Raw genomic sequence first — 24,767 nt, 5'->3', positions numbered from 1 at the left:
TAGCCCTGGAGACGTGACATAGCGCAAACATGGGCGCGGGTGACTCGGAATCGCTGTCGGTAACAATCTGTTGCAATGGCCTCGATGCCGTTCATCGAACGGTCTCCAGCACGCACGCGTTCAGCGAGGCTTGCGGGCTCCAGGAGAAGCAGGCGGCGCGACTTGCGATCGTCGTCGAGGAACTGGTGTTCAACCTGGTCGAGCATGGCGGCGTGGACGAACAGGGTGTGATCGAGCTTGTGCTCACCCGTCAGGACGGCGTGGTTTCGATCGCGTTGAGCGATACCGGGGTCGCGTTCGATCTGCGGGATGCGCACCCCGAAGAAGTGATTCCGGACCGGGGAGGCGGGGCGGGGATCGATCTGGTGCGGGCGTGGGCGGATATCGTCGACTATGGATCGCACGGCGGGCGAAACCGGCTGATTCTGAAAATGCGGCTCTGAGGCCACCTTCAAAGCACCATCTCTTACAGGCGCTGCGTCGCTCGGCCGGATGGTGATCGTGCCGCCACGTGCCGAGACGATCCGAAGCCCTTCCGCTCGCCCGCTCGTCCCGCTATGGCAGGCGCAGTCCTGTCCCCGGGGAATGCTCTTGCTCCTGCCTGTCCTGGCCACTGCGGCCCAAGCGATCCATTTCAACGATCTGCATCTCGATCCGATCGCACTCGATCTCGGCTTCCTCCAGATTCACTGGTATTCGCTGGCCTATATCGCGGGCATCCTGCTTGGCTGGTATTACCTGACCAAGCTGATCGCCCAGCCGAATGCGCCGATGGCGAAACGCCATGCCGACGATTTCGTGTTCTACGCGACGGTCGGGATCCTGGTTGGCGGAAGGCTCGCCTATGTGCTGTTCTACCAGCCCGATATCCTGCGCAACCCGCTGGACATCCTGAAGCTGTGGCAGGGTGGAATGTCCTTCCACGGCGGCGCGCTGGGCGTATCGGCCGGCATAATCTACATGGCCCGCAAGAACGGTCTGAACTGGCTGCGCATCCACGATTATATCGCCTGCTGTGCGCCGTTCGGGCTGTTCTTCGGTCGGATCGCGAACTTCGTGAACGGCGAGCTATGGGGCCGCCCCACCACGGCTCGCTGGGGCATCATCTTCCCCAATGCTCCCGACGGCCTGCCCCGGCATCCCAGCCAGCTGTACGAGGCGGGCCTCGAAGGCTTGCTGCTGGGGCTGGTGCTGGCCTTCTTCTTCTGGCGGACCAATGCCCGCAACCAGCCCGGCAAGCTCGTCGGCATCTTCCTGCTGGGCTATGGGCTCAGCCGCTTCATCGTCGAATATTTCCGCGAACCCGATGTCCAGCTCGGCACGCTGAGCTGGGGGCTGACGATGGGGCAGACCTTGACCCTGCCGATGGTGATCGGCGGCGTTTACCTGATCGCTTCGGCATCCAAGCGGACGGCAGTTCCGGTAGCCTAGAACATCGAGGACCAGAGCCCTTCCAAAAGGCAGCAAGGCCATGGCGTAATGCTTTGCTAACCAAGAACGACTAAGCTCCGGCCAATCTGACGTCGTTGATCGAGAGATATGCAGACACCCACGGAGCTGGCCGCAGCGCTGATCTGCAGGATCGAGGAAAAGGGTCCGATCCCCGTCGCCGACTATATGGAGGCGGCGAACGGCTGCTACTATGCTTCTCACGATCCGTTTGGGGTGCGGGGCGATTTCATCACATCGCCCGAGATCAGCCAGATGTTTGGCGAACTCATCGGCCTGTGGTTTGCTGATGTGTGGAACCGCTCGCAGGCGCCCGTCGTCCACTATGTTGAGCTTGGGCCGGGCCGCGGAACCCTTGCGGCCGACGCGTTGAGGGCGCTGGCGGCGCAGGACCGGCAGCCGCAGGTTCATTTCGTCGAGACCAGCCCGGTGCTGCGCAAGCTCCAGAGGGAGCGCCTGCCCGACGCCACCTGGCACGACGGGATCGAGACGCTGCCGATTGACGCGCCGCTGATCATCATCGCAAACGAGTTCTTCGATGCGCTGCCCTATCGCCAGTTCGTCAAGACCTACGCCGGCTGGCGGGAGCGGATGGTCGACCATGATATCGATGGCTTCAAGTCGGTGCCGGGCGACCGACCGACGGACGATCTGGTGCCCCGGCATCTCCATGGTGCCGTAGCCGGCAGCATCTACGAGACATCACCGGCCGGGCTGGCCATCGCACGCATCCTCGCCGGACGGATCGTACGGCAGGGCGGAGCACTGCTGGCGATCGACTATGGCCATGAAAATTACGATGCCGGCGATACACTGCAGGCGCTCAATGCCCATGCCTATGCCGATGTCTTCAGCAACCCCGGTGCCAACGACCTCACCGCGCATGTCGATTTCACCGCACTCGGCCGCGCCGCGAAGCTTGCCGGCGCCCGGATCGAGGGGCCGGTCTCGCAAAGCTACTTCCTGGGAACGCTCGGCATTGCCGCGCGCGCTGCGGCGCTCGGGCGGCATCATCCGGACCGGGTCGAGGAAATCGCTGCCGCCTATCGTCGCCTGACCGACGAGGAGGAGATGGGAACATTGTTTCGGGCAATGGCGATTGTCAGCGCCAAATGGCCCAAAACGGCAGGCTTTAACATGGCAGTTTAGCGTCAGGGGCGACTCTAGGCTTGAGATTCTGGCGTTAGGCGCTAGGGGAGGTGCCAATAAGCCTTTGGCGAGATCGCGGTCGGTTCCGCAGGATATGCCCCGGTGCCTGCGACAGGACCATTCGAATGACCGAAGCTGTTATAGTAATCGACGCCGCTAGCGCGACAGTCGAGAAACGCAATATCGCATTTAGCGCTCTTGTCGATGACAACGAGCGCAAGTTCGCCGTCAGCATCGCGGACTTCCAGAATTTTGGTGTCGAGAACGCCAAGGCCGATCCGGTTGGCTCGGTTTCGGTGATCTCGGCCAATCTCTCCGCGCTCATTCAGATCAAGGCGCGCAAGAACGAACTTCTCCCGACAACCAGGCTTGCGCCGCTCTAAACCGTCCCGAAGGGGAGATCATGACGAACATCGACCTGTATCGTGCCAATGCTGCGGCGCAGCGCCTCGCCGCCGCCAACACTAACCTACCCAACCGCCGCGCGATGCACGAACGCTCGGCGGAAAGCTGGGAAGCCATGGCAGCCAGCGCTGCCGATACGATCGCCCGTGCGACCGTCAATGAAGCCGCGAAGGCGAGCGGCGCTACGCGCTAGGCGCCTGTGTCCGTATATGCGTGACGTCGCGGCAGCGGTCTGCCGACCGCGTGTCGCGCCATCCATTGGAGAAAGTCTATGTCCCGCATACCCGTCAAGCCCTTCCTCATAACCAAGGACGAGAACGGATTTTTCCGCCTCACCGTGCGTGTGACGCGCTACAACATGTATAATTATCCTCTCGTCACGGCGACGATGCAGGACGAGACGTTCAAGACGATGGCCGCTGCCCGGGCGTTCGCGCGCGAGCAATTCAACGCCGAAGCGGGCCAGTACGCGACCAAATAGGCCGGCCCAAGCGAGCATATGGCCTTCGCCAGGAGCGTGGAGCCGCGAGTAACCGGCTGACGATCGGTCAGGGCCAACGCAGCGAGTGTATGAGCGCTGCGAGTTCCACCTCATAGCGCACGGCGGCCGGCGCGGTCGTGCGATAGGCTATCAGCCACTTGCCGCCCACATAGCAGAAAAGATCCGCCTCCGACCGGAGCGGTTGCTCCTTGTCCCGAAAGCCGCTGCTGAAGCTGAAGACTGCGCGGCGGCCCGCATGGGCAAAACTGCCCGGAGCCGGTGCTGTTGTCTTGCCTTCCTTGATCAAGGCCGCTCCAGCATGCGCCTGGACTATGTCGGCCTTCACCTCCTCGAAGTGGTTCGCACATAATCTGTCCTGCACTGCCTCGAGCTCCGTCGCCGGCGTATCGGCGGGCACTTCGGGTGCCGGATAGACATAGATCGTTATCACCGTTTCGCGGCCTGGCGTCATGATCTGGTAGCCGGCGCTGACGTCGGTCGCCGCGACGTCATACTCGATCAGGCTGGTACGCTGATAATCGCCCGCCGCCGCCGGAAAGATGAACCCGCTGCCACGATGAACATAGGCGCCCTCGCGCTCGATCAATATCGGCCCCTCAGCGCGAACCACCTGTGTTACGATCAGCATCGCCAGGATATGGATGACGGCGGTCATCGGTCGCATGATGATCCTAGCCATCGCTGTCGGGGATGCACGGGGCAGGCCGCGCCGGCTTGTGGATTATGCGCGTGGTGGCGAACTCCGCGGGCGTCAGCGTGGCCGACTTGTCGCTGTCGGCGCCGGCGAACTTGGTGGCGGTGACGATCGCCCATTCCTCAAATCCCAGCTTGCCATCGCCATTGGTGTCGAGCCTGGCATAGGCCTTGCGCCTCGACGCGAGATATTCCTCGCGGGTAATCTTGAGATCGCGATCCTTGTCATAGCGCTGGAAGCGCTTTTCCTCGCGGGTCTTCTCGGTTGCCGCAGGCGGCTCGGCCAGCGCCACCGAAGCAGCCGCTGCGACGGGCATCGGGGCCGGCGGCGTCAAGGGCGGGCTGGCGCCCAGCGTCTGCCACATGATCAGCCCGCCACCGCCGAGCAACAGCGCGCCCACCGCGCCCGCCAGATATCGCCACATCCGGTTTCTCCCTCCCTAGTGAGGGGAGCAGCCTAGCGCCCCGTCGCCCGGTAGGCGAGGGCCCGAAACAACCGTTTTGGCGCGCCCTGCCGCCGGAGCTGTTCGGCCGGCAGCGCGGCGTCCTGCCGCGCCAGCACGACCAGTAGCCCGAGCGGCCTGAGCATGGCGGGCCAGCGGGCGATGTCCACGCCCTGGAGCCGCTCGGCCGCGCGCGCCCTCGCGAAGCGGCGTGCTTCGATATCGCGCAGCCGGTGCCCGAGATCCGCCAGCGACCAGCCTTCGCCGCCGCGCGCAGCATCTTCGGGAGTAGCACCGAGCAAGGCGGCGGACAGCGCGAACAGGCGACCGCCGCGCCCTGTGGAATGCGCTTCGATCTCGGCCTGGCCCGGTTCCGCCGCATCGAGCAGAGCTGACCAGCCTTCCTCGATCGCGCTCAACTGTTTACCGGTCAGACCGGCCGGGAGCAGCGTCGCAGCGATCGCGCCGAGCAGCGGTTCCGCAGGCACGAGCATGTTCGGATCATCCAGCCTTGCGAGCGCGTCGCGCCACCAGATCAGCCGCATCGCGCCGATCGCCGGCTCGCGGGCAGCGGCAACGATCGCGGCCATCTTCTCGTCCAGCTGCCACAGCAGCGCCAGCGCGGCCCGACGCGCCCGCGGCGCATAGCTCAGGGCCAGTTGCCGTTCCGGATCCGCGAGAATGGGACGATCAGGCAGCCTGATAGACGACGCCGTCCAGATGGCGCTGCAGGCAATTGATCAGGGCGGTGCGGGTGAAGGGCTTCCGCAGGAGTTCGAATTGCGCTCCATAGCCTGCGGCGAGTTCTTCGCTGAACCCGCTGACCAGCACCACCGGAAGCTCAGGCCAGCGTCGGCTAAGCCGCCGCGCCAGCTGGACGCCGCTGAGGCCAGGCATCACGACATCGGTCAGAACGATATCGAATGGCCGCTCACCATCGCCGCTGACGTGCAGCGCCTCTTCGGCGGACGATGCCTGCGTGATTTCGAGGCCGATCTCCTCGAGCATCATGCAGGTCAATTCCGCGATCTGAGGGTTGTCTTCGACGTAGAGAAGGCGCCCCGACAGAGATTCGCCCGATTCCGCGGACCGATAATGCGCGGTGGAAGATGTCACTCTGCCCGGCATGGTTGCTCTCCCGAGTCTCTCACGACTCAGAAGGATCGTAACATATTTTGGCGGCTATACTCTCCGCAATATTCCGTAATGGCTCGCTTTATCCTGGTTCAGTCCCGATAGCTTACCGACTTGGCAGCCGCGACGACGTCGGCGACCTTCAGCAGTGCTGCTTTTTCGAGGTTGGCCGCATAGGGCATCGGCACATCCTCGTTGGTCACGCGCCGAACTGGAGCATCGAGATCGTCGAAAGCTTCTTCCATCGTGATCGCGATGATCTCCGAAGCGATCGAGCACACCGGCCAGCCTTCCTCGACGATTACCATCCGGTTGGTCTTCTTCAGGCTTGCCAGCACGGTCGCCTTGTCCAGCGGACGAAGGGTGCGCAGGTCGATTACCTCCGCATCGATCCCCTCGGCTTCGAGTTGCTTGGCGGCTTCGAGCGATACGCCGACGCCGATCGAATAGCTGACAATCGTTACGTCGTTGCCAGCGCGGCAGATCCTCGCCTTGCCGATCGGCAGCACATAATCGTCGAGCTTCGGGATTTCGAAGCTCTGGCCGTAGAGCAGTTCGTTCTCGAGAAAGACCACAGGATCGGGGCATCGGATCGCAGCCTTCAGCAGACCCTTGGCATCGGCCGCCGAATAGGGCGCGATCACGATAAGGCCGGGAACACTGGCATACCAGGGGGCGTAATTCTGGCTGTGCTGGGCGCCGACGCGCGCGGCGGCGCCGTTCGGGCCGCGGAACACGACCGGGCAGCGCATCTGGCCACCGGACATGTAGTTGGTCTTGGCGGCCGAATTGATGATGTGGTCGATCGCCTGCATCGCGAAATTGAAGGTCATGAACTCGATGATCGGCTTCAGCCCGCCCATCGCCGCGCCGGTGCCGATGCCGGCAAAGCCATATTCGGTGATGGGCGTGTCGATCACCCGCTTGTCGCCGAACTCGTCCAGCAGGCCTTGGGTAACCTTGTATGCGCCCTGATATTGCGCGACTTCCTCGCCCATTACGAAGACGTCGCCATCGCGGCGCATCTCTTCCGCCATCGCATCGCGCAGCGCCTCGCGCAGCGTGATCTTGACCAGCTCGGTGCCGGCCGGAACCTCGGGATCGTCGCGCGTATCGGTCACGGCGGCAACAAGATCGCGGGCGCCGGTTTCCATCTGGTGCGGTGTAGCGGATTCAGGTTGAGGCGGCTGCCCTTCGTCCTTCGGTTCCGGCTTTGGGCGGGCGCTGGCAGCGTCGCCGGAGAGCGCCTTCGCGGGTTGTGGAGCCTCCCTGGCCGCCGATGCATCTTCGCCTTCCTCGGCGATGCGCGCGATGACCGCGCCAACTTTCACGCCTTGGGTGCCTTCGGGAATGACGATCTGCGCAACGGTGCCCTCGTCGACCGCCTCGAACTCCATCGTCGCCTTGTCAGTTTCGATCTCGGCGAGAATGTCGCCGGACTTTACGATGTCGCCTTCTTTCACGAGCCACTTCGTGAGCGTGCCTTCCTCCATCGTCGGGGAAAGTGCGGGCATTTTCAGATCGACAGCCATCTCAATATTGTCCCACCAGCACGTCCGTGTAGAGCTCGCCCGGTTCGGGCTCAGGCGATTGTTCGGCGAAGTCTGCCGCTTCGGTCACGATCGCGCGAATCTCCTTCTCGAGCTTCTTGAGATCGTCCTCGCTGACCCCGACGGCCTCCAGTTCCTTCTTGAGATGATCGATCGGATCGGACTTGTCGCGAACCGCCTGGACCTCGTCGCGCGAGCGATATTTGGCGGGATCGGACATCGAATGGCCGCGATAACGGTAGGTCTTCAGTTCGAGCAGGATCGGGCCTTTCCCGCCGCGCACCCATTTGACGGCTTCCTCGGCCGCGCCGCGCACAGCGAGCACGTCCATGCCGTCGACCTGGATGCCGGGAATGCGGAAGCTTTCGCCGCGGCGGAACAGCTGGTCCTCCGCCGAGGAACGGTTGACGCTGGTGCCCATCGCATATTGGTTGTTCTCGATCACGAAGATGATCGGCAGCTTCCACAGCTCGGCCATGTTGAAGCTTTCATAGACCTGGCCCTGGTTCGATGCGCCGTCGCCGAAATAGGCCATCGCGACACCGCCATCGCCGGAATATTTATGCTTGAAGGCGAGGCCGGTGCCGAGGCTGACCTGCGCGCCGACGATGCCATGGCCGCCGTAGAAGCGATGCTCGACCGAAAACATGTGCATCGAGCCGCCCTTGCCGCGGCTGATGCCGGCGGCGCGGCCGGTCAGTTCGGCCATGATCAGCTTCGGGTCAATGCCATAAGCGAGCATATGGCCGTGGTCGCGATAGCCGGTGATCACCGAGTCCTTGCCGACCTCCAGTGCCGACTGGAGCCCGACCGCGACCGCCTCCTGGCCGATATAGAGATGGCAGAAGCCTCCGATCAGGCCGAGGCCGTAGAGCTGGCCGGCCTTTTCCTCAAAGCGCCGGATCAGCATCATCTGCCGGTAGAATTCGAGCATCTCGGCCTTGGTTGCATTGTACCGCACCGGTTCGCCGGGACGTTCCCGGTTCGGCGCGGCCGGTGCGGCGGCGGACCTCGCTTTCGGTGCGGCAGGCGTGCGCGGCGCTGCCTTGGTGGTTGCGCGCGGCTGTGCTGGTTTCGCCAAGCAAATTGCTCCTTGTCCCGGGGAGGATGTCGCCCGCTTATAAGCGTCGCCGGATGCGTATTTCAACGCGCTGTGGAGACCGTGTTGATTTAGTCCCGCGGGATGATGATCTCGTCGGGGCGGACTTGGCCGGTCGAGCGGCGGACAAGCTCGTCGCCAAAATCCGGATCGACCCGGGCAGGGTCAAGCAGATTTGCGTGATGGCGCAGCCGATCGCGCATCGCCTGGGCCCGTTGCAGTTCGCCGATGCGCACCTGGAGCTGGCTCTTGTAGCCGCCCAGCGCGAGCAATCCGTTCGGGCCGATCAGCGCCGCGCTGGCGAAATAGCCGATGATGAGAATCGCTACCGCCGGGAGTACGGCACTACGAGCCATCTGAAGGAGAGGGGCGCGATTCATGTGAAGACAGAATCACCGATGACTCCTGCAATCAAGTCTTAAACGACCTTGGGTGCTGAAAAGTGGATATCTTTTGTCGATTAGACCGCCCTGAAGCCGGATCGGTGGCGCGAAGTCTGCGCGAAGACGGATTCGCAGAATAGGGGGAGGGGGATTCCCGACCCTGGAACAGTGTGCCTGTTGCGCGGATAATAGGGATTGTGGCTCCCTCGGTACCGACAAACTCGATAGATCAGGTCGGCCCGCGCGTGGCCGCAGAAGGGACGCAGGCGCTCGTCTCCGACTGGGGTGGTTTTTTCGCGCCCCGCAGGATAGGCGCAGGCGATGCGGCCCTATCGTTACGCGATTGCGCTCGGATCCAACCGGCGCCACGGCCGCCATGGCGCGCCGGCTGGGGTGGTGCGTGCAGCGATGGGCGTGCTGGAAACGGCAGGGTTGGCGTTGGTCGCCGAGTCGCCGGTGATCAGCACGCCGGCGTTGGGGCCGGCCGGGCGCGGTTTCGCCAATGCCGTCATCATCGTTGAAACGCTTCGCCAGCCACCTGCCTTGCTGGCGCTGCTCAAGGCTGTCGAAGCCGCGTTCGGCAGGCGGCGCGGTCGGCGCTGGGGTCCGCGTGTGCTCGATCTCGATATCGTGCTGTGGTCGGAAGGCCGATGGCCGCGATATGGCGGGCGCCGCCTCGTCATACCCCACCGGTCGCTCGAAACGCGCGACTTCGTGCTGCAGCCGCTGGTGCGCGTCGCGCCGCTGTGGCGCGTAGGCTCGGGAACGAGGACGGTGCGGCAGGCGCGGGCCCGGCTTATCCGTCGCGCGGGTTGACCCTGGCAGCCGCGCCCAATAGGGAGGCGGCGTCGGTGGGTCCGTAGCTCAGTTGGTAGAGCAAGCGACTTTTAATCGAGAGGTCCCGGGTTCGAATCCCGGCGGACCCACCAGAACGGCCCCAGTTGCCGAGCATTTCTTGGCCGGAACGTGTGGCGCCAGTACGATGACTGCCAACAGTCAAAGCTGATCTCGATGGTTGGTCTCCCATCCAGTGAATAGATGAGCTGAAGCGCTCAGCGCTCGCAAGGGTTCCTGCAGCATTAACCCTCGCTCCTTACGCCACTTTAAGGCGCGATGGATTAGACGAATCTTGGATATTCATGGGAAGGATGCTCCAGTGCAGAAGCTTATCAAACTTTACCGCGACAGCCGCGGCGCAACTGCGATCGAATATGGCCTGATCGCCGCGCTGATCGCCGTCGCCGCAATCACCGCGATGAGCGCGCTCGGCAATCAGCTGTCGACGACGTTCAGCAACGTCAGCAACAACATGAAGGCCTCGTAAGCCGGCCTTCGACGCTTCCGCTGTCCTCGCCAGTGCGTATCTTCTGGCGGGGGCCAATATGGCGGCGGCAATTTGATCCATCATGGATCGATCTGCCGCCGCCATCGGGACGATCGGCTTGAGTTGCACTACCACTTTCATTAACCGCCCGTAACGATAAGGGCGATGGATCGGCTCGATCCTATGAAAGGGGTTCCATGTTTCGTTTTCTGACCGCGGCGGCCGCCGTTGCGCTATTCGCGACTCCAGCACTGGCCGATAACGTCTATATCGAGCTGCACAGCGGATATGACGGCGTCACTTATGCCGGCAACACCTATGGCGGCATCGCCTATGGAGCTGGCCTCGGCTATGAAGTCACCCTCGGCGGCAAGGTCTATGCGGCGGTAGAAGGCGATATCGACGACAGCTCGTCGAAGAGCGACTTCTTCGGGATCAAGGCCGGCCGGGACATTAGCGCGGTAGGCAAGCTGGGCGTCGGCGTCACCGACAGTCTCAGCATCTATGTGCTCGGCGGCTATACCAACGCGAGGCTGAAGGGCCCCGGCGGCAGCACCGATCTCGATGGTGCGCGCGTCGGGATCGGCTGGCGCTATGATGTAGGCAAGGCCTACATCAAAACCGAATTCCTATATTCGAATTATGAACTCGGCTTTACCCGATATCAGGGCATGGCCGGGCTCGGCTATAAGTTCTAAATCCGCGGTCGCCGCGCTCCGGGGCCTTGCTCCGGCGCGCGGCGTTCCCTAACTGTTCGCGGGTGACTCAGAACGCTCCCGTCGAAGAACCCGGCTACCTACGCGGGCTGAACCCGCCCCAGCGCGAGGCAGTGCTCACTACCGAGGGGCCGGTGCTGGTGCTCGCCGGCGCGGGCACTGGCAAGACGGCGGCATTGACGGCGCGTCTGGCGCATCTGGTGGCGACGCGCCGTGCCTGGCCTTCCGAGATCCTCGCCGTCACCTTCACCAACAAGGCTGCGCGCGAGATGCGCGAGCGGGTCGGGCGGCTGCTCGGCCAGCAGGTCGAGGGCATGCCCTGGCTGGGCACCTTTCACGCGGTAGCGGCGCGGATGCTGCGCCGCCATGCCGAGCTGGTCGGCCTGACCCCCAGCTTCACGATCCTCGACACCGACGATCAGCTGCGGCTGCTCAAGCAGTTGCTGGCCGCCGCCGATCTCGACGAGAAACGCTGGCCGGCGCGGCAGCTCGCCGGCCTGATCGACCGGTGGAAGAATCGGGGACTGACTCCCGCCGATCTGGATGCTGGTGAAAGCGAGCTGTTCGGCAATGGTCGCGGCGGTGAGCTGTACCAACAATATCAGGATCGGCTGCGCGCGGTGAACGCCTGCGATTTCGGCGATCTGCTGCTGCACATGCTGACGATCCTGAAGACCCATCGCGATGTTCTCGCCAATTACCAGCAGCGGTTCCGCTATGTCATGGTCGACGAGTATCAGGACACTAACAGCGCCCAATATCTATGGCTCAGGCTGATCGCGCAGGAGCGCAAAAACATCTGCTGCGTCGGCGACGACGACCAGTCGATCTATTCCTGGCGGGGCGCCGAGGTCGCCAACATCCTGCGCTTCGATCGCGATTTTCCCGGCGCGACAGTGATCAAGCTCGAACAGAATTACCGGTCGACGCCGCATATCCTGGCAGCGGCAAGCGGACTGATCGCCCATAATGGCGGGCGGCTCGGCAAGACGCTGTGGACCGAGGAGGGCGAGGGCGAGAAGGTCCGCATCATCGGCATATGGGACGGGCCGGAGGAGGCACGTCGGGTCGGCGAGGAGATCGAGGGGCACGAGCGCGGCGGCGGCAAGCTCGACGAGGTCGCGATCCTTGTGCGCGCGCAGTTCCAGACGCGCGAATTCGAGGACCGCTTCATCGCGATCGGGATGCCCTATCGCATCGTCGGAGGCTTTCGCTTCTATGAGCGCGCCGAGATCCGGGATGCGCTTGCCTATATGCGGGTGATCAGCCAGCCGGCCGACGACCTGGCGTTCGAGCGGATCATCAATACGCCCAAGCGCGGGCTCGGCGACAAGGCGGTGGCCAAGCTCCATCAGTTGGCCCGCAGCGAGGGTATTCCGCTCACGCTTGCTGCCGCGCGCATTCTCGGTACCGACGAGCTGACCCCCCAGGCGCGGCGCTCGCTCGGCAGTCTGGTCGGCGATGTCGCTCGCTGGCGCGACCTGTTGGGGCAGCTTCCTCATGCCGATGTGGCCCGCCAGCTGCTCGAGGAGTCGGGCTATGTGGCCATGCTCCAGAACGAGAAGTCGACCGAGGCCGATGGCCGGCTGGAGAATCTCAACGAGTTGGCCAGGGCGATGGAGGAGTATGAGAATCTCTCCGACTTTCTCGAACATGTCAGCCTGGTGATGGACAACGACGCCGATGCCGAGGCCGCCAAGGTTACGATCATGACCATCCATGCGGCGAAAGGCCTCGAGTTCGGCATGGTGTTCCTGCCCGGCTGGGAAGAGGGCGTTTTCCCTTCGCAGCGGTCGCTCGACGAAGGCGGCAATGCCAGTCTCGAAGAGGAGCGGCGGCTCGGCTATGTGGCGATAACCCGCGCGCGGCGGCGCTGCACGATCCTCCACGCGGCCAATCGGCGCATCTACGGTCAGTGGACCTCCTCGATCCCGTCGCGTTTCGTTGCCGAGCTGCCCCCCGCGCATATCGAGGCGGAGACTACCATGTCCGGCGGGGAGTCGCTGTGGCGGGCGCAGTGGTCGGAACATGCCGATCCCTTCGCCCATGTGGGCCGTGCCACCGGCCGCGGGCCTGGATGGCAGCGCGCGACTGCGACAGGCGGCCTGGGACAGCCGTCTGCCGCTGCGCGGGTCGTCGAAGCCCGGGCCTCCGCCGTCAGCTTCGCCCAACCCTCTCGGAAGGACATATCGCTCGGCCAGCGCGTCTTCCACAGCAAGTTCGGCTATGGCTCTGTCGTGGAGATCGAGGGCAACAAACTCGAAATCGACTTCGAGCATGCCGGGCGCAAGCGGGTGCTCGACAGTTTCGTCAGCCTGCCCTGAAGCAACATATCTGTCTCTCGAGTAGCAGCTGATGCGATGTGTCTCCTCGGGTGGTTGCCCAGGATATCCGCCAACGCCTAGAGGGAGCGGCATGACATCGCGCGGCCCTTTATCGATTCCGGTCTTCCGGCATTATTGGCTGGCGCGTTTCTGCTCGACGTTGGCGCTCAATGCGATGGTCGTAGTGATCGGCTGGCAAGTCTATGATGTCGCTCGCCGCACCATGGCCCCGCGCGAGGCGGCGGTGCAGTTGGGGATGGTCGGCCTGGCGCAGTTCCTGCCGCTCATGCTGCTGACCCTGGTCAGCGGCTGGACAGCCGATCGCATCGACCGCCGCTGGATCGCTCGTTCGACGACGGTGCTCGAGATGCTGTGTGCAGCCGCGCTTGGCCTGATGACCTGGTATGATTCGGTGACTTTGCCGGCGCTGTTCACAGTGGCGGCGCTGCTGGGCGTCGCGCGCGCTTTTGCGGGCCCGGCGCTGCAGGCGCTGTCGCCCAATCTCGTTCCGAAGCAGCTCTTGCCGGCGGCGATCGCGACCAGCTCGATAGCGTGGCAGGTCGGCGCTATCGGAGGACCGCCGCTGGGCGGCTATCTCTATGCGATCGATCCGCCACTTGCCTATGCCGCAGGCACGCTTCTGCTCGTGGTCTCGTCCATAATGCTGATGCTGATCGGGCCGGTGCCCCGCACATCGCTCGACGGCAGGCGAAATCCGTGGGCGCAGATGATCGAGGGATTTGGTTATTTGCGACGGAATCGCCTGGTGCTCGGCGCGATATCACTCGATCTGTTCGCGGTCCTGCTGGGCGGCGCGACTGCGATGCTGCCAATCTACGCGCGCGACATATTGCATATCGGCTCGTCCGGGCTCGGCCATCTGCGAGCGGCGCCCGCAGCGGGCGCGGCGATCGTCGCAATCTGGCTGAGCCGCCGACCGCTGCGCCACAATGTCGGAATCAAGCTGCTGGTGGCGGTCGCGATCTTCGGCATCGGTACGATCGGCTTCGGGTTTTCCTATCGCTCGACCAATCCCGAGGCATTGGCGCTGCTGTTCCTGACGCTGCTGGGCGCCGCGGACATGGTTTCGGTTTATGTTCGTCAGTCGCTGATTCAGCTCTACACGCCGGATGCCATGCGCGGGCGGGTCGGGGCGGCGTCCATGCTGTTCATCTCGGGTTCCAACGAACTCGGTGAGGCGGAATCGGGCTTTCTCGCCTCGATCATCGGCCCGGTTGCCGCAGTAGTGGCCGGCGGCCTCGGTACGATCGCCATAGCGGCCTTGTGGGTGAAACTATTCCCGGAGATACTACGCGCGCGAACCCTGGATCCGCCCGCGGCGTTGGAGGATGTGCCAGGTCAGGAGAAAGCAGCATGACCAATTTTGCATCGATACTGGAGACGATCGGCAACACGCCGCATGTTCGCGTCAACCGCCTGTTCGGCGACGCCGAGGTGTGGATCAAGTCGGAGCGCAGCAATCCGGGCGGTTCGATCAAGGACCGCATCGCGCTGGCCATGATCGAGGACGCCGAAAAGGCGGGCAAGCTCAAGCCCGGCGGCACGATCATCGAGCCGACCAGCGGCAATACCGGCATCGGCCTGGCGCTCGTCGCGGCAGTCAAGGGTTACAGGCTCGTGCTGGTGATGCCCGAGAGCATGTCGGTCGAGCGGCGTCGGCTGATGCTGGCTTACGGAGCGAGCTTCGATCTCACGCCGCGGGAGAAAGGCATGAAGGGCGCGATCGAGCGCGCGCTCGAGCTGCAGGCGCAGACGCCGGGCGCGTGGATTCCGCAGCAGTTCGAGAACCCGGCCAATATCGACGTGCATGTCCGCTTCACAGCGGAAGAGATATTCGCGGACTTCAAGGACGCCCCTATCGACATCCTGATAACCGGCGTCGGCACTGGCGGCCATATCACCGGCTGCGCCCAGGTGCTCAAGCCACGCTGGCCGGGCCTGAAGGTGTTCGCGGTGGAGCCCACCTTGTCACCGGTGATCTCGGGCGGGCAACCCGGGCCACATCCCATCCAGGGGATCGGTGCCGGCTTCGTGCCGGCGAACCTCCACACCCAGCTGCTGGACGGGGTGATCCAGGTCGATCCGGCCGACGCCAAGGACTATGCCCGCCGATCGGCTCGGGAGGAGGGCATGCTGGTCGGCATCAGCTCGGGCGCAACGCTGGCGGCGATCGCGCAGAAATTGAAGGAAGCACCGGGCTCGCGCGTACTGGGATTCAACTACGACACGGGCGAGCGCTATCTGTCGGTGCCTGATTTCCTACCGGAATGATCGGAGCGCGGGGTCGCGCTCGATCTGTCGGCGTGGCACGCAAAGAAAAGGCGCTCCGTTTCCGGGGCGCCTTTTTTATCACATCGCGGGCAGCAGGCGCTTTTCGCCCGCGATTCGCATCATCGCCTTCTGCAGCTTGTCGAATGCGCGGACCTCGATCTGGCGAACCCGCTCGCGGCTGACGCCATAGACCTGGCTCAATTCCTCGAGAGTCTTGGGCTCATCCACCAGCCGACGCTCGACCAGGATGTGCTTTTCGCGATCGTTCAGCGCGGCGAGGGCTTCGTTGAGCATGTTGTGACGCACGCTCTTCTCTTCCGCATCAGCGATCCGTTCGTCCTGCAGCGGACCCTGATCGACCAGCGCATCCTGCCATTCGCCTTCGCCGTCTTCGCGCATCGACATGTTCAGCGAGGCATCGCCGCCCATCGACATGCGCCGGTTCATGTTCGTGACCTCTTCCTCGGACACGCCGAGATCGGTCGCGATCTTGCGAAGGTCTTCGGGCTTGAGGTCGCCGTCCTCGAATGCGTCAAGCTTGGACTTCATCCGCCGCAGATTGAAGAACAGCTTCTTCTGCGCCGCAGTGGTGCCCATCTTCACGAGGCTCCATGACCGCAGGATATACTCCTGGATCGACGCCTTGATCCACCACATCGCATAGGTGGCGAGGCGAAAGCCGCGATCGGGCTCGAACTTCTTCACGCCCTGCATCAGGCCGATATTGCCTTCTGAAATGAGCTCGCTGGCCGGTAGGCCATAGCCGCGATAGCCCATCGCGATCTTCGCCACGAGGCGAAGATGCGACGTTACGAGCTGCGTCGCCGCTTCGGGATCGCCATGCTCCTGAAAGCGCTTGGCGAGCATATATTCCTCTTCCGGCTTCAGCAGCGGAAACTTCCGGATCTCGGCCAGATAGCGGTTGAGGCTCTGCTCCCCGCCCAGCGCGGGGATCGTGGCGGGCACGTTCTTTCCGCTTGCCATGATCATTTTACTCCCCATCTCGATGCCCAACGGAGGCCATCCGAATCATTGCCAATGTGGGGTACGGCGATCCAGGTTCGAATCATCCTCCGTACCGATCTGTAACATCTATATCATGTTCTTTTTCAGTTCGCTGAACAAATCGAGCATATCCTGCGGAATTTCGCTATCGAAACATAAAGCTTCGCTTGTCACCGGGTGGATGAACCCCAGCCGCGCGGCGTGCAGTGCCTGGCGTTTGAAATTCAAACGGTTGAGCAGCTCCCGGTGTTCCGGCCGAGACCGGCCATAGACTGGATCGCCGAGCAACGGATGGCCAATCGACGCCATATGAACCCGAACCTGATGGGTGCGCCCGGTCTCGAGCCGGCATTCGACCAATGCCGACGCCTTGAGCCTTTCGATGGTTTTGAAATGAGTCACCGCGCGCTTGCCGCGCCCATCCTCGACGACGGCAATCTTCTTGCGGTTGGAAGACGATCTGGCCAGCGGCGCGTCAATCGTGCCTTCGGCGGGCCGGGGGATTCCCGCGACGATCGCTCGATATCTGCGATCGATGCTATGTTTGGCGAATTGCGCCGCCAGGCCCACATGGGCCGGATCGGTCTTCGCCGCGACCATCAGCCCTGAGGTGTCCTTGTCGATCCGGTGGACGATGCCGGGCCGTTCGACGCCGCCGATCCCGGACAGGCTCCCCCGGCAATGGTGGAGCAACGCATTGACCAGCGTGCCGTCGTAATTGCCAGCGGCAGGATGGACGACCAGTCCGGCGGGCTTGTCGATCACGATCAGATGCTCGTCTTCATAAGCGATGATGAGTGGAATATTCTGCGCTTCGTTATGCGCGGGCGCCGGATCCGGAACCGTGACGGCGAACGCCGCGCCTTCCGTGACCTTCATCGCAGGATCGCGGGCGAGCGCACCGTTGGCTGCCGCCACCTGACCCGAGGAGACGAGCGCCTTCAGCCGCTCGCGCGACAGGGTGGGCAGGGCCGCCGCCAATGCGCGGTCGAGCCGCCAGCCTGTGGCATTCGGAGGCACGATTGCGTGCAATATCGATTTCCCCCCGGTCATCCTGTAGCGATGTGGCGATGCGCCTGACGATATCAAGTCCGTTGATAGCCGAATTGCTCGCAGCTGCGGCGGCCAGTCCCGAAGCGGAGATTTGCGGCCTGCTCCTCGGGCGTGATGATGTCGTGGAGACGGTCCTGCCCTGCGCCAATGTCGCGGGCGACCCTCGCGACAGCTTCGAGATCGATCCGGCCGCCCTGATATCGGCACACCGCGCCGCCCGCGTCGGCGGAGCGGCGCCGATCGGCCATTATCATTCGCATCCGCATGGCGTCGCCATGCCCTCGGCCCGCGACTCCGCCGCCGCCGAGCCTGGCAGCTACTGGATCATCATCGCCGGCACCGATCTACGCTGCTGGCGCGCCGCCGATGGCGGACGCTTCGATCCCGTCGCGATTGCCGCACCTGACGGCTAGGCTCCATAATCGCCGATTGCGAAACCGCGCCGCCCTTGTCAAAAGACGCGACCCGTTTCGCGCACTAAGGAATAGCCCCATGGTCAACCGTTCGGCCGAGTTTGCGAGCCTGCTATGTTCGCGTCTGTGCCACGACCTGCTGTCCCCGGTCGGCGCGCTGAACAACGGCCTTGAACTCCTGGCCGACGAGACCGACCCCGAGATGCGGGCGCGCTGCATGGAATTGCTTGCCGAAAGCGCGGCGGCATCCGCCAACAAGCTCAAATTCTTCCGGCTCGCATTCGGCGCGGCGGGCGGCTTTGGCGAGCTGGTCGATACACGTGAAGCACGCGCTGCCGTCGAGGGGCTGCACGGCAACGGCAAGGTGAAGCTCGGCTGGATGGTACAGGCGAACGCGCTGCCGAAGGGGGCGATCAAGGTGCTGCTGAACCTGGCCCTGATCGCCGGCGATGCGCTGGTCCGCGGCGGCCAGCTCGATGTCGCAGCCGAGGGAGGCGAGATCGTCATTCGCGCAGAGGGCCCGCGCCTCGTGCTGGATCCCGAACTGCGCAATGCGCTGCTGGGTGAGGTCGACCCCGATATGCTGAGTCCGCGCGCTGCGGCGTCCTGGCTTGTTCATGTGCTGGTGAGCGATCAAGGTGGGACGGTGCAGATTTCGCAGCCCCAGGAAGGGGTGCTGATGATCGGTGCCAACCTGCCGAACACCTGAGCGCAGGCCAAACCTTCCTTTCCGTCTCTTCCAGCGACTTCGGAGGCTGACCGCCCCGCGGCGAGAGAATTGTCGTCGTAAACCCGCTTTTAACCAAAGCGGTGCCATCACGTTTCCAGATACTGGTCAGGAAGGGTGAGATGGACGATCTGCTCGGCGATTTCGTCGCGGAAACCCGCGAGACGCTCGAAGCGCTGAGCGGCGAAATCGTTGCGTGGGAAGCCGCGCCCGACGATCGTTCGCGGCTCGACGCGATCTTTCGCTTCGTCCACACGGTAAAGGGGAGTTGCGGCTTCCTCGATCTGCCGCGGCTCGAAAAGCTCAGTCATGCTGCAGAGGATGTCCTGGCCGACGTCCGAGCAGACCGGCGTCGCCCCGATCACAGGCTCGTCAGCGCGGTGCTCGCGGTGATCGACCGGATCGCAGTGCTTGCCGATGCGATCGAGACCGGCCACGTGGTTCCCGAAGGCGACGATCACCTGCTCGTCGCGGCGCTCCAGCCCGGCGCCGTCGATCCCCAGCCGGAGACGCAGCTGCCCGCCGAAATGGCGGCGGCCAGCGCTTCATCGACTCCGCGCACGGTTGCGCGCACGATCCGGCTCCCCGTCGATCTCCTCGACCGGATGATGGCCGGCGTTTCGGACATGGTGCTCGCTCGCAACGAACTCGCCCGGCGGCTCCGCGACGATGGTACCGACTCGACGACCGAAGTCGCCTTCGAGCGGTTGTCGCTCTGCATTGCCGAAATGCGTGATGCGATCACCCGCACCCGGATGGCGCGGGTCGAGCATCTCTTCACGGCGCTCCCGCGGATGGTGCGCGATATCTCGGCCGAGTTGAACAAGCTTGTCCAGCTCGAAATCGATGGCGGTGACGTCGAACTCGACCGGGAAATGATCGAGATGATCCGCGATCCGCTGACCCACATCGTGCGCAACGCGATCGATCACGGCATCGAACCGTCCGAAACCCGCATCCTGGCGGGCAAGCCGATGGCAGGCCGGCTCCATGTCAGCGCCCGACAGGTCGGCAACCAGATTCTCATCGAAGTCATCGATGACGGCCGCGGCATCGACGCGGACAGGCTCGTTCAGAAGGCGGTCGCGGTCGGCATCATCAGCCAGGAGCGCGCTGCAACGCTCAGCTGGGAGCGCAAGCTCGAACTGATCTTCGAACCGGGCCTCTCGACAGCGCAGCAGGTCACCGCGATCTCGGGCCGTGGCGTCGGCATGGATGTCGTGCGCGCCAATGTCGAACGAATAGGCGGTCTCGTCGATATCGACAGCCGTCCCGGCAATGGCCTGCGCCTGACCCTGCGCGTGCCGCTCACCCTTACCATCATTCCGGCGCTCACCATCAGTAGCGGCGGTCAGCATTTCGCCATTCCCCGCTCGGCGATCGACGAGATAGTCCGCATCGGCGGCGACGCAGTGAAGATGAGTCAGCTCGGCGGCGCCGATATTGTCTTCATTCGCGGTACCCGTCTGCCGGTCATATCGCTGGGCGATGTGCTCGGCTTCGCTGATAAGGGGCGGCAGACCAATCTGGTCGTGCTTAAGCTGTCCGGCGGCGCGCGCTACGCGCTCGCTGTCGAGGCCGTCCATGATCATGAGGAACTGGTGGTCAAACCGGCGGCGCCCGTCGTGATGGGGTGCGGCATCTATGGCGGCACCACCTTGCCGGACAACAGCCGCCCGATGCTGCTCCTCGATGTTGCGGGGGTCGCTGAAAAGGCCGGCATCCGGCGCGAGGAGAAAGGCAGCGTCGAAGCCGTCGTCGAGGATGTCGAAGAAGTGCAGCAGGAAGATGGTGCGGTGCCGGTGCTGCTGTTTCGCGACCTCGATGGGATCGAACGCGGCGTACCGCTGGGACTCGTCGAGCGCATCGAGGATTGCTTCGCCTCTTCGATCAGCAAGACAGCGGGCCGTTCCAGACTCAATATCGACGGGCGGCTGGTGCCGCTCGTTTCATGCGGTGCGGCCATTTCGGACTCGAAAATCCGCGTGCTCCGAATGCACGACGGCAAGGAAGAAATCGCCTATGCGATCGACAGCGTGATCGACATCGTGCCGGTCACGATCGATCTGCAGCGCAGCACCGTCGCTGGGCCGGTTTCCGGCGTCATGCTGGTCGAGGAGCGGCCGGTCGAGTTCATCGACGCTTTCTGGCTGTTCGCGCAAGGTGCGGGCGCTGAAGCGAAGCTCGCCGAGCGTCCGGTTTGCCTGCTTGCCGACGAAGACCCGTGGACGCGGCAAGTACTGGCGCCGCTGGTCGAAGCGGCGGGCTACCATGTCATCTATTCTGGCGATGAGGGAGCCGCTGCGGCCGATCTCGTGATCGTCCCCGATGGCGCGCCGCTCGACAGCATCGGCACCTGCAGCGTCCTGCGGCTACGGCCGACGGTCGAGGAGCGCGGCGCTTCGCCCGACAGCCTGTGGCGATATGACCGGCCCGGCCTCACCGCTGAGCTGCGGCGGCATTGGAGCAAGCGAAGCGCATGATGATGAACGATCTCTATCTCATCGTCGAAATAGCGGGCCAGCGCGCCGCGCTTCCGGCATCCTTCGTCGAATCGGTGGTCGAGATCGAGGACGTTGCCCCGGTTCCTTGCGCGCCGCCGCACGTGTTCGGCCTGTTCGCCTTGCGCAGCCGCGTGCTGACCGTGATCGACACCATCGCGGCGCTCGGCGGCAATCGTAGCACAGCAGGTGAGAAGCAGGCGGTGATCGTCACGGTGGACGGGCACCTGTACGGCCTGCTCGTCGATAATGTCGATGACGTCGTTGCGATCGAAGGCGCGGCGGCCGACCCGCGGGCGCTGCTCTCGGCAGCGTGGGTGCAGTTTTCCCGGGGCGTGCTCGAATATCAGGGCCAGCCGTTATTGTTGATCGACGTTCCGGCGATGGTTGCCGGCCCGGTCCATCTCGCGGCGTGAAACCGGCATTAACGCCGCGCTTACAAGTTCCCCGCTACAGTCGCCCGACTGCATAGCCAAGACGGAAGATCCCGATGAAGACCTGCCTGGTGGTTGATGATTCCAAGGTGATCCGCAAGGTCGCTCGTCACATATTGGAAGCCTTGCATTTCAACGTCGAAGAAGCTGGTGACGGCCGCGAGGCGCTCGATCGTTGCAGCGCCGGCAACGTGCCCGACGTGATCCTGCTCGACTGGAACATGCCGGTGATGAGCGGCATGGAGTTTCTGCGTTCGCTCGGCGATGCGGCCATCGCCAATCGTCCCAAGGTCGTGTTCTGCACCACCGAGAACGACGTCGCACATATTCGCGCCGCGATCGATGCGGGGGCGGACGAATATATGATGAAACCATTTGATCGCGAGACGCTCGAAAGCAAGCTTCAGCTGGTCGGCGTCGTCTGAGCCATGTCGCAGGCGGGCCTCAATGCCAGCGTCAGATATGGAGTTGCGGATGGCAGCCGAGCGGCGGTCCGGCCCATTCGCGTGCTGTTGGTCGATGACTCGCTCGTCGCCCGCACCGTGCTGGCGCGCCTGATCGAGGCCCGTCCCGAATTCGAGATAGCCGGCGCTGCGCCCACCGCCGACCAGGCCATCGTATTTCTCGCCGGCCACCAGATCGACATCGTGGTCCTAGATGTCGAGATGCCCGGCAAGGACGGCCTTACCGCCCTTCCCGAGATACTTGCAGCCAGCCATGGGGCGCGGGTGCTGATCGTGTCGTCGGCAGCTGAGGCAGGTGCTTCGGCGACAGTGCGGGCGCTGACCCTGGGTGCCGCGGATACTCTGCTCAAGCCAACTGCGGGGAACTTCGCCGGCGAATTCTCCCACAAGTTCATCGACGCGCTGTTGCGGATCGGCCACGCCCGCCATCTTCCCGAAAGGCTGGAAAGCAAGGCACGCGACGCGGCACCGCGGTCCAACGCGCCGACCCCAATGATATCGTTGCGGCCGGCCAAGGTTGGAAAGATATCCTGCCTCGCCATCGGGGCGTCCACTGGCGGGCTGCACGCACTGTCGGCTTTCCTTCGGCAGTTGCCGCCGAGCTTCGCTGCGCCGATTCTGATCACTCAGCACCTGCCGCCCCCTTTCATGCCCTATTTTGCGGCGCAACTTCGCGACATTGCCGGGCGGCCGGCATCTGTGGCCGCCGACGGGATCGCGCTAAGGCCCGGTGAGATGTTCGTCGCCCCCGGCGAGGGCCATATCCGCCTGGCGCGCCAAGGCGCTCGCATTGTTATCCGCATCGATACCACCACGGCGCCCAGCCGGTGCATGCCGTCGGTCGATCCGATGTTCGAGGCGATGGCCGAAATCTATGGCGCCGAAGGAGTCGGCGTCGTCCTCTCCGGCATGGGCCGGGATGGCACGATCGGTGCGGAGGCGATGGTGCGCAGCGGCGCGGAAATTCTCGCCCAGGATGCTGCCACGTCGGTGGTCTGGGGCATGCCGGGTTCGGTCGCGCAGGCGGGGCTTGCCTCGATGGTGATGCCGCCCGAGGGTCTGGCGCGCCATGTCTGCAACCGCGCGGCCGCTTCAACGTGGAAGTAAGCTCCCGCGCCGGGCTCGTCATCGCTCGCCTGTTCGAGAAGGCGACCGGACAGCTGCTGTCGCAGGATCGCTTCTGGCGGATCGGAACCACCCTTTCCCCCTTTTGCCGAGCGCGCGGCATCGAGAGTTTCGACCATCTCGCTTACGCGCTGGAGCGCTCCACGGATCCCGAACTTTCGCTCGATATGATCGATGCGCTGCTCAACAACGAAACCAGTTTTTTCCGGGACGCAGCCGTGTTCAAGCTGATCAGCGAGGAGGTGCTGTCCCACCTGACCGCTGCGCGGCAGCGCGACAAGCGTCTGCGAATCTGGTCGGCGGCATGCTCGACCGGGCAGGAGGCATATTCGCTGGCGATGCTGTTCGCCGAACAGGGCGAGCGCTGGGACGGGTGGAAAATCGAGATCCTGGGGAGCGATATCTCCCGTTCGGCGGTCCGGAGGGCGCGCAACGGCCTTTATACTCAGTTTGAGGTGCAACGCGGGCTGCCGATCCGTCATCTGGTCGATTGGTTCGATCCGGTGCTTGACGAGGGCTGGCGCACCAAGCCTCGGCTGGCATCGCTGGTCACCTTCACCCGCCACAACCTGCTCGGCCCGCCGCCAGCCGGCGGCCGCTTCGACCTCATCCTGTGCCGCAATGCGCTGCTCTATTTTTCACCCGAGCGCCGCCGCCAGATGCTCGAGGGCCTCGCGCTCGCCATCGCGGGCGACGGCGCGCTGCTGCTCGGCGCGGGGGAAACCGCGCTCGGCAATTCGAACCGCTTCGTCAGTGACCCGGTGATGCACACCGTTTACCGCCCCGCCGCCTACGCCGCTGTCGCGAGCGCCGCCTGACGCGTTGCTACCCCCGATGTGCGGGCGTAAGGCACTGTCATGAGCGAGATGATCGATTGCCCGTCGCCGAATCATGACGAGCGCGCGTTGCCGATTTCCATGCTCGTGCTCCACTATACCGGCATGCAGGATGCGGCCTCCGCGATCGCGCGGCTGATCGATGCCGATGCCAAGGTTTCGAGCCATTATCTTGTGGCCGAGGATGGTCAGATCGTTCGGCTGGTGCCCGAGGAACGCCGCGCATGGCATGCGGGCAAATCGTTCTGGCGTGGGATCACCGACGTCAATTCGGCAAGCATCGGCATCGAGATAGTCAACCCGGGGCACGAGCTGGGCTATCGACCATTCCCCAGGGCGCAGATGGATGCGCTCGTGCCGCTGATCGCCGATGTGGCAAAGCGCCATGGCATCGCGCCGGCCAATGTCGTGGGTCATTCGGACGTGGCGCCGCAGCGCAAGCAGGACCCTGGCGAACTGTTCGACTGGGAACTGCTCGGCAAGCTGGGGCTGGCCCTCAAGCGGCCGAGGCACGGACTGCAGGACCCGCATTGGACTCCGGGCGGTTTCCTGCTCGCGCTCGAGCGCTTCGGCTATGACGTCAGCGACGGCCCGGCGGCCGTGACCGCCTTCCAGCGCCGATTCCGCCCCGAGACGATTGACGGCATCGCAGACGGCGAGACGCGCGGAATCCTCCTGAGGCTGCTGCTCCACCGCGAGGGCGATGCGCTGCTTGAGCCGAGCGGCAAAACGCCCTAACAGCGCCA

The 24,767-nt window shown here is 64.0% G+C and carries 29 protein-coding genes and 1 tRNA gene; 21 read left to right on the top strand and 9 right to left on the bottom strand.

The genetic code is table 11. The features are described from left to right. Positions 1-29 precede the first annotated feature (29 nt). The 6 genes from AAC645_RS08765 to AAC645_RS08740 all read left to right on the top strand — a co-directional run bounded on the left by AAC645_RS08765 (position 30) and on the right by AAC645_RS08740 (position 3,484). Positions 30-443: an ATP-binding protein gene (locus tag AAC645_RS08765; protein WP_340315323.1), complete on the top strand. Its 414-nt coding sequence runs from the start codon at positions 30-32 to the stop codon at positions 441-443. A 142-nt stretch (positions 444-585) separates the two neighbouring features. Then, positions 586-1,431 (top strand): prolipoprotein diacylglyceryl transferase, encoded by an 846-nt coding sequence (lgt, locus tag AAC645_RS08760; protein ID WP_422785814.1) that lies wholly within the window; start codon positions 586-588, stop codon positions 1,429-1,431. Between the two features lie 108 nt (positions 1,432-1,539). Then, positions 1,540-2,598: a class I SAM-dependent methyltransferase gene (locus AAC645_RS08755; protein WP_340315321.1), complete on the top strand. Its 1,059-nt coding sequence runs from the start codon at positions 1,540-1,542 to the stop codon at positions 2,596-2,598. A gap of 125 nt (positions 2,599-2,723) precedes the next feature. Beyond that, positions 2,724-2,981: a hypothetical protein gene (locus tag AAC645_RS08750; protein WP_340315320.1), complete on the top strand. Its 258-nt coding sequence runs from the start codon at positions 2,724-2,726 to the stop codon at positions 2,979-2,981. Positions 2,982-3,001: 20 nt separating this feature from the next. Continuing rightward, positions 3,002-3,196, top strand: a complete 195-nt coding sequence (locus tag AAC645_RS08745) for a hypothetical protein (RefSeq protein WP_340315319.1) — start codon at positions 3,002-3,004, stop codon at positions 3,194-3,196. 78 nt (positions 3,197-3,274) lie between these two features. Continuing rightward, positions 3,275-3,484, top strand: a complete 210-nt coding sequence (locus tag AAC645_RS08740) for a hypothetical protein (RefSeq protein ID WP_340315318.1) — start codon at positions 3,275-3,277, stop codon at positions 3,482-3,484. Positions 3,485-3,551: 67 nt separating this feature from the next. On the opposite strand, the gene AAC645_RS08735 is transcribed toward AAC645_RS08740, so the two are convergent. The 7 genes from AAC645_RS08735 to AAC645_RS08705 form a co-directional block, all read right to left on the bottom strand. Further along, entirely contained in the window at positions 3,552-4,160 is a 609-nt protein-coding gene (locus AAC645_RS08735; protein WP_340315317.1) for a hypothetical protein, read from the bottom strand. Between the two features lie 16 nt (positions 4,161-4,176). After that, the gene (locus AAC645_RS08730) at positions 4,177-4,623 is read right to left on the bottom strand and encodes an EF-hand domain-containing protein (protein ID WP_340315315.1); all 447 of its coding nucleotides are present in this window, start codon (positions 4,621-4,623) and stop codon (positions 4,177-4,179) included. 32 nt (positions 4,624-4,655) lie between these two features. Then, complete coding sequence (locus tag AAC645_RS08725) at positions 4,656-5,324, bottom strand: squalene/phytoene synthase family protein (protein ID WP_340315483.1); 669 nt, start codon at positions 5,322-5,324, stop codon at positions 4,656-4,658. A 7-nt stretch (positions 5,325-5,331) separates the two neighbouring features. After that, positions 5,332-5,769, bottom strand: a complete 438-nt coding sequence (locus AAC645_RS08720; protein WP_340315313.1) for a response regulator — start codon at positions 5,767-5,769, stop codon at positions 5,332-5,334. Between the two features lie 98 nt (positions 5,770-5,867). Continuing rightward, positions 5,868-7,307: a pyruvate dehydrogenase complex E1 component subunit beta gene (locus AAC645_RS08715; RefSeq protein WP_340315311.1), complete on the bottom strand. Its 1,440-nt coding sequence runs from the start codon at positions 7,305-7,307 to the stop codon at positions 5,868-5,870. 1 nt (position 7,308) lies between these two features. Next, complete coding sequence (gene pdhA, locus AAC645_RS08710; RefSeq protein ID WP_340315309.1) at positions 7,309-8,406, bottom strand: pyruvate dehydrogenase (acetyl-transferring) E1 component subunit alpha; 1,098 nt, start codon at positions 8,404-8,406, stop codon at positions 7,309-7,311. A gap of 89 nt (positions 8,407-8,495) precedes the next feature. Beyond that, positions 8,496-8,804 (bottom strand): FtsB family cell division protein, encoded by a 309-nt coding sequence (locus AAC645_RS08705; RefSeq protein WP_340315307.1) that lies wholly within the window; start codon positions 8,802-8,804, stop codon positions 8,496-8,498. A 324-nt stretch (positions 8,805-9,128) separates the two neighbouring features. Between AAC645_RS08705 and folK the strand changes: the two genes are divergently transcribed. The 7 genes from folK to cysK all read left to right on the top strand — a co-directional run bounded on the left by folK (position 9,129) and on the right by cysK (position 15,463). Continuing rightward, on the top strand, positions 9,129-9,623 hold the full coding sequence (gene folK / locus AAC645_RS08700) for a 2-amino-4-hydroxy-6-hydroxymethyldihydropteridine diphosphokinase (RefSeq protein WP_340315305.1): 495 nt from the start codon (positions 9,129-9,131) through the stop codon (positions 9,621-9,623). Positions 9,624-9,660: 37 nt separating this feature from the next. Next, positions 9,661-9,736 (top strand) — tRNA-Lys (locus AAC645_RS08695). 227 nt (positions 9,737-9,963) lie between these two features. Continuing rightward, a complete protein-coding gene (locus AAC645_RS08690; RefSeq protein ID WP_340315303.1) occupies positions 9,964-10,131 on the top strand; it encodes a Flp family type IVb pilin in 168 nt (55 codons plus the stop codon). Between the two features lie 197 nt (positions 10,132-10,328). Further along, positions 10,329-10,829, top strand: coding sequence for an outer membrane beta-barrel protein (locus tag AAC645_RS08685; protein ID WP_340315301.1), 501 nt, complete (start codon positions 10,329-10,331; stop codon positions 10,827-10,829). A gap of 62 nt (positions 10,830-10,891) precedes the next feature. Then, positions 10,892-13,171 carry an ATP-dependent helicase gene (locus tag AAC645_RS08680; RefSeq protein ID WP_340315300.1) on the top strand — a complete coding sequence of 760 codons (2,280 nt, stop codon included), beginning with the start codon at positions 10,892-10,894 and terminating at the stop codon, positions 13,169-13,171. 91 nt (positions 13,172-13,262) lie between these two features. After that, positions 13,263-14,549, top strand: a complete 1,287-nt coding sequence (locus AAC645_RS08675) for an MFS transporter (RefSeq protein WP_340315299.1) — start codon at positions 13,263-13,265, stop codon at positions 14,547-14,549. Next, positions 14,546-15,463, top strand: a complete 918-nt coding sequence (gene cysK, locus AAC645_RS08670; RefSeq protein ID WP_340315298.1) for a cysteine synthase A — start codon at positions 14,546-14,548, stop codon at positions 15,461-15,463. Before AAC645_RS08675 ends, cysK begins: the two co-directional genes overlap by 4 nt. Before the next feature lie 78 nt (positions 15,464-15,541). Here the strand turns inward: cysK and rpoH are convergent, their stop codons facing one another. Then, positions 15,542-16,447, bottom strand: coding sequence for an RNA polymerase sigma factor RpoH (gene rpoH, locus AAC645_RS08665; RefSeq protein WP_340315296.1), 906 nt, complete (start codon positions 16,445-16,447; stop codon positions 15,542-15,544). Between the two features lie 108 nt (positions 16,448-16,555). Further along, positions 16,556-17,521, bottom strand: coding sequence for an RluA family pseudouridine synthase (locus tag AAC645_RS08660; protein WP_340315294.1), 966 nt, complete (start codon positions 17,519-17,521; stop codon positions 16,556-16,558). A 17-nt stretch (positions 17,522-17,538) separates the two neighbouring features. On the opposite strand from AAC645_RS08660, the gene AAC645_RS08655 reads away from it, so the two are divergent. The 8 genes from AAC645_RS08655 to AAC645_RS08620 all read left to right on the top strand — a co-directional run bounded on the left by AAC645_RS08655 (position 17,539) and on the right by AAC645_RS08620 (position 24,759). After that, positions 17,539-17,934, top strand: a complete 396-nt coding sequence (locus tag AAC645_RS08655; RefSeq protein WP_340315292.1) for a M67 family metallopeptidase — start codon at positions 17,539-17,541, stop codon at positions 17,932-17,934. A gap of 79 nt (positions 17,935-18,013) precedes the next feature. Continuing rightward, positions 18,014-18,643, top strand: a complete 630-nt coding sequence (locus AAC645_RS08650) for a histidine phosphotransferase family protein (RefSeq protein WP_340315291.1) — start codon at positions 18,014-18,016, stop codon at positions 18,641-18,643. A 140-nt stretch (positions 18,644-18,783) separates the two neighbouring features. Next, positions 18,784-21,144, top strand: coding sequence for a chemotaxis protein CheA (locus tag AAC645_RS08645; protein ID WP_340315290.1), 2,361 nt, complete (start codon positions 18,784-18,786; stop codon positions 21,142-21,144). Then, positions 21,141-21,578 (top strand): chemotaxis protein CheW, encoded by a 438-nt coding sequence (locus AAC645_RS08640; protein WP_340315289.1) that lies wholly within the window; start codon positions 21,141-21,143, stop codon positions 21,576-21,578. The genes AAC645_RS08645 and AAC645_RS08640 overlap by 4 nt, the downstream gene beginning before the upstream one ends. Before the next feature lie 74 nt (positions 21,579-21,652). Further along, entirely contained in the window at positions 21,653-22,021 is a 369-nt protein-coding gene (locus AAC645_RS08635; RefSeq protein ID WP_340315288.1) for a response regulator, read from the top strand. A gap of 3 nt (positions 22,022-22,024) precedes the next feature. Then, complete coding sequence (gene cheB, locus AAC645_RS08630) at positions 22,025-23,167, top strand: chemotaxis-specific protein-glutamate methyltransferase CheB (RefSeq protein ID WP_340315287.1); 1,143 nt, start codon at positions 22,025-22,027, stop codon at positions 23,165-23,167. Next, positions 23,158-24,003: a CheR family methyltransferase gene (locus tag AAC645_RS08625; protein ID WP_340315286.1), complete on the top strand. Its 846-nt coding sequence runs from the start codon at positions 23,158-23,160 to the stop codon at positions 24,001-24,003. The genes cheB and AAC645_RS08625 overlap by 10 nt, the downstream gene beginning before the upstream one ends. A 39-nt stretch (positions 24,004-24,042) precedes the next feature. After that, entirely contained in the window at positions 24,043-24,759 is a 717-nt protein-coding gene (locus tag AAC645_RS08620; protein ID WP_340315285.1) for an N-acetylmuramoyl-L-alanine amidase, read from the top strand. Positions 24,760-24,767 lie beyond the last annotated feature (8 nt).

This window comes from Rhizorhabdus argentea, assembly GCF_037861105.1.
Classification (GTDB): Bacteria; Pseudomonadota; Alphaproteobacteria; order Sphingomonadales; family Sphingomonadaceae; genus Rhizorhabdus; species Rhizorhabdus argentea.
This window is presented reverse-complemented; position numbering and strand designations above follow the sequence as displayed.